Raw genomic sequence first — 5,933 nt, 5'->3', positions numbered from 1 at the left:
AGAAGCGGCTGTTGCGTCATCGGCGGCGCCCCAACAGATCGGAAATCTCGCCCTGCGGTCGGCTCCGAGTAAAGGCCAGCAACATGCCCACGGCAATGCCGGATGCGATTACGGATGAGCCACCATAGCTGACAAAGGGCAACGTCATGCCCTTGGCAGGCAACAGACGCACGGCAACACCCATGTTGATCATCGCCTGAACCCCGAACATGCAGGCCAGCCCGGTGCCCGCAAGGCGGATGAACGGATCACGCTCACGGACAAGGCGCATCAGCGACCGCACAACGATCCCTGTATAAAGCGCAATGATGCACAGGACGAGGATCAGACCATATTCCTCGGCCGCCACAGCAATGATGAAGTCGGTATGCGCATCGGGAAGCGACCATTTCACTTGGCCTTCGCCCACACCCACACCAAACAATCCACCCTCCTGAATGGCGTTGGTGGCATAGCCCAGCTGTGTGCGTGGATCGACATCCGGGCTCAGAAACCCATCAATCCGGCGGGCAAAGTGCTCGGAATTGGAATAGGCAATCGTACCGCCAAACACGACCAGCCCGGCCATGCCGACCAGAAGGATCATGGGCGCACCCGCCACGAAATACATCACACCCCAGCCAAACAGGACAAGGCAGGCCTGCCCAAAGTCCGGCTGCAAGGCCAGCATCAATACAATCGAGATACAAAGCGCAAAGGACCACGTCCGCCCCGGCGGACCATTCAGCTCTTGACTGGCGGCCAGCATCCATGCCGCGGCCACAACAAATCCAGGCTTCAGGAACTCAGACGGCTGGATGCTCGCAAAGCCCATCGAATACCAACGCACCGCACCCTTGCCAAAGTCGGTTCCAAAGAAGGGCAACAGGGCCAGCGCCACAAAGGACACAAGAAAACCCAGCACAGCCAGCCGACGCACCACAACCGGGGACATCATCGACGTGATGATCATCACGATCAGCGCAACCGACCCAAAGAACGCCTGCCGCGCCACATAGTGAAACGGGGGGAAGCCGTTCTTCTCAGCCAGCGGGACCGACGCCGCCAGCGCTAGCAACTGGCCAATGGCGAACAGGAAAAGAACGCAACTCAGTGACCACTTGTCCACCGTGCGCCACCATTTTGGAAGAATCGGTTCGCCGTCCCGCACCGGGACCGCGCCATAGACCATCTCAGTCATGATCTGCCGCCTTGCTGCCTGTACTGCCTCATGCCCCCGGTTGATCCGGAGTGCTGGGCGGCAGCATAACGACAAATGATCACGCGGGCCAGCCTTAGTTTACTGGCCCGCAAGCGGGGTTATGCCGCCCGTTCAAGCAGCCTTGTGCATGCCCCGGATCGGGTAGTCATTCGACCGAACAAAGGTGATGCCCTTAAGCACGCTCTGGAGGTCCGGGCGCAGGAACGGCGCGTTCGACACATCCACCATCTGGATCGCGCCGTCACCGTTCACGACAAACAGGCCCGGCTCCGGAAATGGCTGATCGGTTTCCTGCGGGCTGCGGGGGTCCGAGATGTAAACACCCAGCGCATCCATCTGCGCCACGGTTAGGCCGTAACCCATGGCCAGCCTCAGCTCTTTCTCATCGACCATTGCCTGCGCCTTGGCTTCCGGATCACCGGAAACAGCCACAACATCAACGCCCAGCGCGTTGAAATCACTCTCAAGCGCCTGCAGCTTCGACAGGTACGTCTTGCAAAGCGGGCAATGCAGGCCGCGATAGACAACGACCAATTGCCAGTCATGCCCGTCCTGCGGCGCACCAAGGGTCAGCGTGCCACCTCCCAATTTGGCGACATCAAGTTTCGGAAAAACGCTCCCGGCGGCCAAAGCTGTCATTCTGCAGATCCCTCTTTACTTGCAACATTGCGATCGACCTAGGAAATGCACGAGGTCACACAACCCCAACACCTTGACCCTTTGTGTGCGATGCTGCACGGGGGCCTCATGGAATACGACACACTCGTCATAGGGGCCGGAGCGGCCGGCATGATGTGCGCGGCACATGCGGGCGGGCGCGTGCTGCTGATTGATCACGCCAAGGCGCCGGGGGAAAAAATCAGAATCTCCGGCGGCGGACGCTGCAACTTCACCAATCTCTACTGCGACGCCCACGCCTTCATCAGCCAGAACCCTCATTTCGCCAAATCGGCTCTTGCCCGTTACACTCAATGGGATTTCATCAAGCTGGTCGACCGCCATGGCATCGCCTGGCACGAAAAGACGCTGGGACAGCTGTTTTGCGACAATTCAGCCAAGGACATCATCGCGATGCTCCGGGGCCTCATGGACCAGGCAGGCGCTGACCTGCTCTTGCAAACATCGGTCACCGACATCGCCAAGGACGACAACGGCTTCGTCGCCCACCTCAGCGACACCCGCAGCATCACATGCCAAAACCTTGTCATTGCCACGGGCGGCAAATCCATTCCCAAGATGGGTGCCACTGGATTTGCCTATAATATCGCGCGCCAGTTCGGGCACCGGGTGACAGAAACCGAACCGGCGCTTGTCCCATTCACCTTCACAGACCGCCGCTTTGCCGACATCTCGGGTGTCGCCTGCCCGGCCCGTGTAACGGCCAACGGCACCAGCTTTGACGAGGCGATACTGTTCACCCATCGCGGCCTCTCCGGCCCGGCCGTCCTGCAAGCGTCCAGCTATTGGAACGCGGGTCAGGACATCACCGTGCACCTCGCCCCGGAGACAGACCTCGCCAACATCCTGCGGGCCAAACGGCGCAGCGACGGGAAGAAAGCGCTGACCACCGAACTGGCACGCCACCTGCCCGCCCGGCTTGTCGATCATCTGTCCACGCAGTTAGACATGTCGGGCCGTCTTGGCGATCTGTCGGACGTGCGGCTTGAGGCCCTGACCCATGATCTGCACCACTGGGCCCTGACCCCAAGCGGCACCGAAGGCTACCGCACCGCCGAAGTGACCCGGGGTGGTATTGAAACGGATCAGGTCAGCTCAAAAACAATGGAATCGCAGATCACACCGGGCCTGTACTTCATTGGCGAAGCATTGGATGTCACCGGCTGGTTGGGGGGCTACAATTTCCAATGGGCCTGGTCATCTGCCATGGCCGCTGCGCGTGCAATCCAGAACTGATCACGCCCCTTTTGGAAAAGTCAAAAGGCTTTTCCAAAATCAGAATGGAGTGCGCCGCAGGCGCGCCTTTGGATTACAGCCGCTTCGTGACCTCGGCGACGAAATCATCGCCTCGGCGCTCAAAGCTGTCATATTGATCGAAACTGGCCGCAGCAGGCGCAAGCAGAACCACATCTCCGGCCTCAGCCTCGTGCATCGCAGCGTCCACTGCCGCCGACATTGTGCCGCACACCTGCGCGTCGACATTCAGTTGCATCGCGAACTGCGCCGCCTCACGCCCGATGACATAGGCTTTGCGCACACCGGACGAGGCATCGTTGAGTGGATCAAGCCCGCCCTCTTTCTGCAATCCACCACAAATCCAACGAATGTTCTTGAACGCCATCAGCGCCTTGGCCGCGCTGTCCACATTCGTGGCCTTGCTGTCATTCACATAGCGCACACCATCCGCCTCCGCGATGGTCTGGCTGCGATGCGGCAAGCCCGCAAAACTGTGAAAGGCCTGTTCGATCACCTTCGGGGCCACACCAACCGCACGCGCAGCGGCATAGGCGGCACAGGCATTCTGGTGATTGTGGGCACCGGGCAAGCCTGCAACTTCCCGCAGATCAATGGACGCAACCTGACGTCCCTTGCGGTACTCGGCCAAAAAGCCCTTTTTCGCAAAGACCTGCCAGCCGGGTCCGGTCAGCTTTTCCGCGACAGACACGCGGATCACGCGGTCATCGCTGGGGCCTTCGCTCAGTTGCCCTGCAAGGGATCGCCCTTCGTCTTCATCCACGCCAATGACGGCCCGGTCCGGGCCACCCTCGGCAAAAAGCCTGCGCTTGGCGGCAAAGTATCCGCCCATGCCCGCGTGCCGGTCCAGATGATCAGGCGACAGATTGGTGAACACGGCCACATCGGGCGTCAGGCTGCGCGCGAGGTCAGTCTGGTAGCTCGATAGTTCCAACACCACGATCTCACCATCATGGGGCGGATCGATATCCAGCACTCCTCGCCCGATATTGCCCGCAAGCTGGCTGGGCCGGCCCGCGACCTCCATGATGTGGTGGATCAGGGCGCAGGTCGTCGATTTGCCATTTGATCCCGTCACCGCAATGACCCGCGGTATAGTATCAAAGCGGTTCCACGCGGCAGAGGCAAAGGATTGGAAGAACAGCCCGATGTCATTGTCCACTGGCACACCGGCTGCCCATGCGGCAGCGATCACCGGATTGGGGGTTGGATAGAGGTGCGGAATGCCCGGGCTGACGATCAGCCGTGCGATATCATCAAACGCACCCTGTTTTTTTAGGTTGAGACAGGTGAACCCTTCCGCCTCGGCTTTTGCCTGCGCCTCGGGGTTGTCATCCCAGCAGATGGGTGTCGCACCGCCTGCTTTCAGCGCGCGCGCTGCAACGAGGCCCGAGCGTCCAAGCCCCAGAACCGCCACGCGTGCGCCGTTCAGACCCTGCACGGGGATCATGGCTTTGCTCCCTTGGGGCTCTGCCCCCGGCCTGCGGCCTCCCCCGAGGTACTTTCAGCCAGAAGAAAGATCATCACCACGCCTTTTCCTGACGGTCGCGAAAGAATTTGCCGGTCACGCTTGCAGGCGCGTCGAGCGCCAGCCAGATGGCCGTGTCCGCACCCTCTGCCGGTGTGCGAGGTGCAGCTTGGCCTCCCATGCGCGTGTGCACCCAGCCCGGGCACATCGCATTGACGCTGACGCCCTTCGGCAAATCACGTGGCAAGGCATGGGACAGCGCATTCAGCGCCGCCTTGGCCACACCGTACCCGCCCGGCCCTTCCAACCCCTCGTCAAAGGCGCCCCAGCCGGAGCTGACATTGATGATACGGCCCTGCCCGCTCTGCGCCATATGGGGCAGACACAGCAGGATCAGTTCGAAGGGCGCGTGAAACATGACCTGCATCGAGCGCCGCAGACCCTCGGGATGACTTGCCATGCTATCTTCAATCAGGATGCCTGCGTTGTTGATCAGGATATCAATGCCGCCTGCGGCCTCAATGGCCGGTGCAAAGGTGGATGCATCCTCGAGGTCCAAATGCACCCATTCACAGCCTAATTCCGCCGCCACATCCGCGCCGGCCTGCGCGTCTCGTGCCCCGATCACTACGTCGCATCCCCGCGCAAGCAGACCCTGCGCCATCGCATATCCGATGCCGCGGTTGCCGCCAGTGATCATCGCCCGTGGCATCACCGCACCTTCAGAGTGGCAAGGCCGATCATCGCGAGGATCAGGGAAATGATCCAGAACCGGATCACGATCTGTGGCTCAGCCCAGCCCTTTTTCTCATAGTGGTGGTGGATCGGGGCCATCAGGAACACACGCTTGCCCGTGCGTTTGAAGTAGAGGACCTGGATGATCACGCTCAGCGCCTCAACCACGAACAAACCGCCCACAATGGCCAGAACCAACTCGTGTTTGGTGGCAACTGCAATCGCGCCTAACGCGCCACCGAGCGCCAAGGACCCGGTATCACCCATGAAGACAGCGGCAGGTGGCGCGTTGTACCACAGGAAGCCAAGCCCCCCGCCAAACAATGCAGAGGTGAAGATCAGCAGCTCACCCGTCCCGGGCACATAATGCACATCCAGATACTCGGTGAAGTCAACACGGCCCACGGCATAGGCAATGATGCCCAGCGTGCCGCCTGCAATCATCACCGGCATGATGGCCAGCCCATCCAGACCATCCGTCAGGTTCACCGCATTGGCGGCCCCGACGATAACGATGATGGCAAAAGGAATGAACAACACACCCATATTGATCAGCACATCCTTGAGCACGGGCACCGCCAACTGGTTCTGCAGATC

General features: G+C 60.6%; 6 protein-coding genes. 1 reads left to right on the top strand and 5 read right to left on the bottom strand.

Going from position 1 to position 5,933, the window contains the following annotated elements:
* Positions 1 to 16: 16 nt before the first annotated feature.
* Both ftsW and AC6RA8_RS20565 read right to left on the bottom strand, forming a co-directional pair.
* Positions 17 to 1,180 carry a putative lipid II flippase FtsW gene (gene ftsW / locus AC6RA8_RS20570; RefSeq protein ID WP_500355439.1) on the bottom strand — a complete coding sequence of 388 codons (1,164 nt, stop codon included), beginning with the start codon at positions 1,178 to 1,180 and terminating at the stop codon, positions 17 to 19.
* Positions 1,181 to 1,312: 132 nt separating this feature from the next.
* Positions 1,313 to 1,840, bottom strand: a complete 528-nt coding sequence (locus AC6RA8_RS20565) for a redoxin domain-containing protein (RefSeq protein WP_500355437.1) — start codon at positions 1,838 to 1,840, stop codon at positions 1,313 to 1,315.
* A 108-nt stretch (positions 1,841 to 1,948) separates the two neighbouring features.
* Here AC6RA8_RS20565 and AC6RA8_RS20560 point away from each other — a divergent pair, with 108 nt between their 5' ends.
* Entirely contained in the window at positions 1,949 to 3,115 is a 1,167-nt protein-coding gene (locus AC6RA8_RS20560; RefSeq protein ID WP_500355436.1) for a BaiN/RdsA family NAD(P)/FAD-dependent oxidoreductase, read from the top strand.
* A gap of 73 nt (positions 3,116 to 3,188) precedes the next feature.
* Here AC6RA8_RS20560 and murD read toward each other — a convergent pair whose 3' ends face one another.
* The 3 genes from murD to mraY form a co-directional block, all read right to left on the bottom strand.
* Positions 3,189 to 4,583, bottom strand: a complete 1,395-nt coding sequence (gene murD, locus AC6RA8_RS20555; protein ID WP_500355434.1) for a UDP-N-acetylmuramoyl-L-alanine--D-glutamate ligase — start codon at positions 4,581 to 4,583, stop codon at positions 3,189 to 3,191.
* Positions 4,584 to 4,656: 73 nt separating this feature from the next.
* Positions 4,657 to 5,313 carry an SDR family NAD(P)-dependent oxidoreductase gene (locus AC6RA8_RS20550; RefSeq protein ID WP_500355432.1) on the bottom strand — a complete coding sequence of 219 codons (657 nt, stop codon included), beginning with the start codon at positions 5,311 to 5,313 and terminating at the stop codon, positions 4,657 to 4,659.
* A partial coding sequence (gene mraY, locus AC6RA8_RS20545) for a phospho-N-acetylmuramoyl-pentapeptide-transferase (RefSeq protein WP_500355430.1) occupies positions 5,313 to 5,933 on the bottom strand: 621 nt, incomplete at its 5' end. The genes AC6RA8_RS20550 and mraY, both read right to left, overlap by 1 nt.

The organism is Tateyamaria sp. (genome assembly GCF_059783535.1).
Note: the sequence above shows the minus strand (reverse complement) of the source record. Positions and strands in the feature narration are given on the sequence as shown.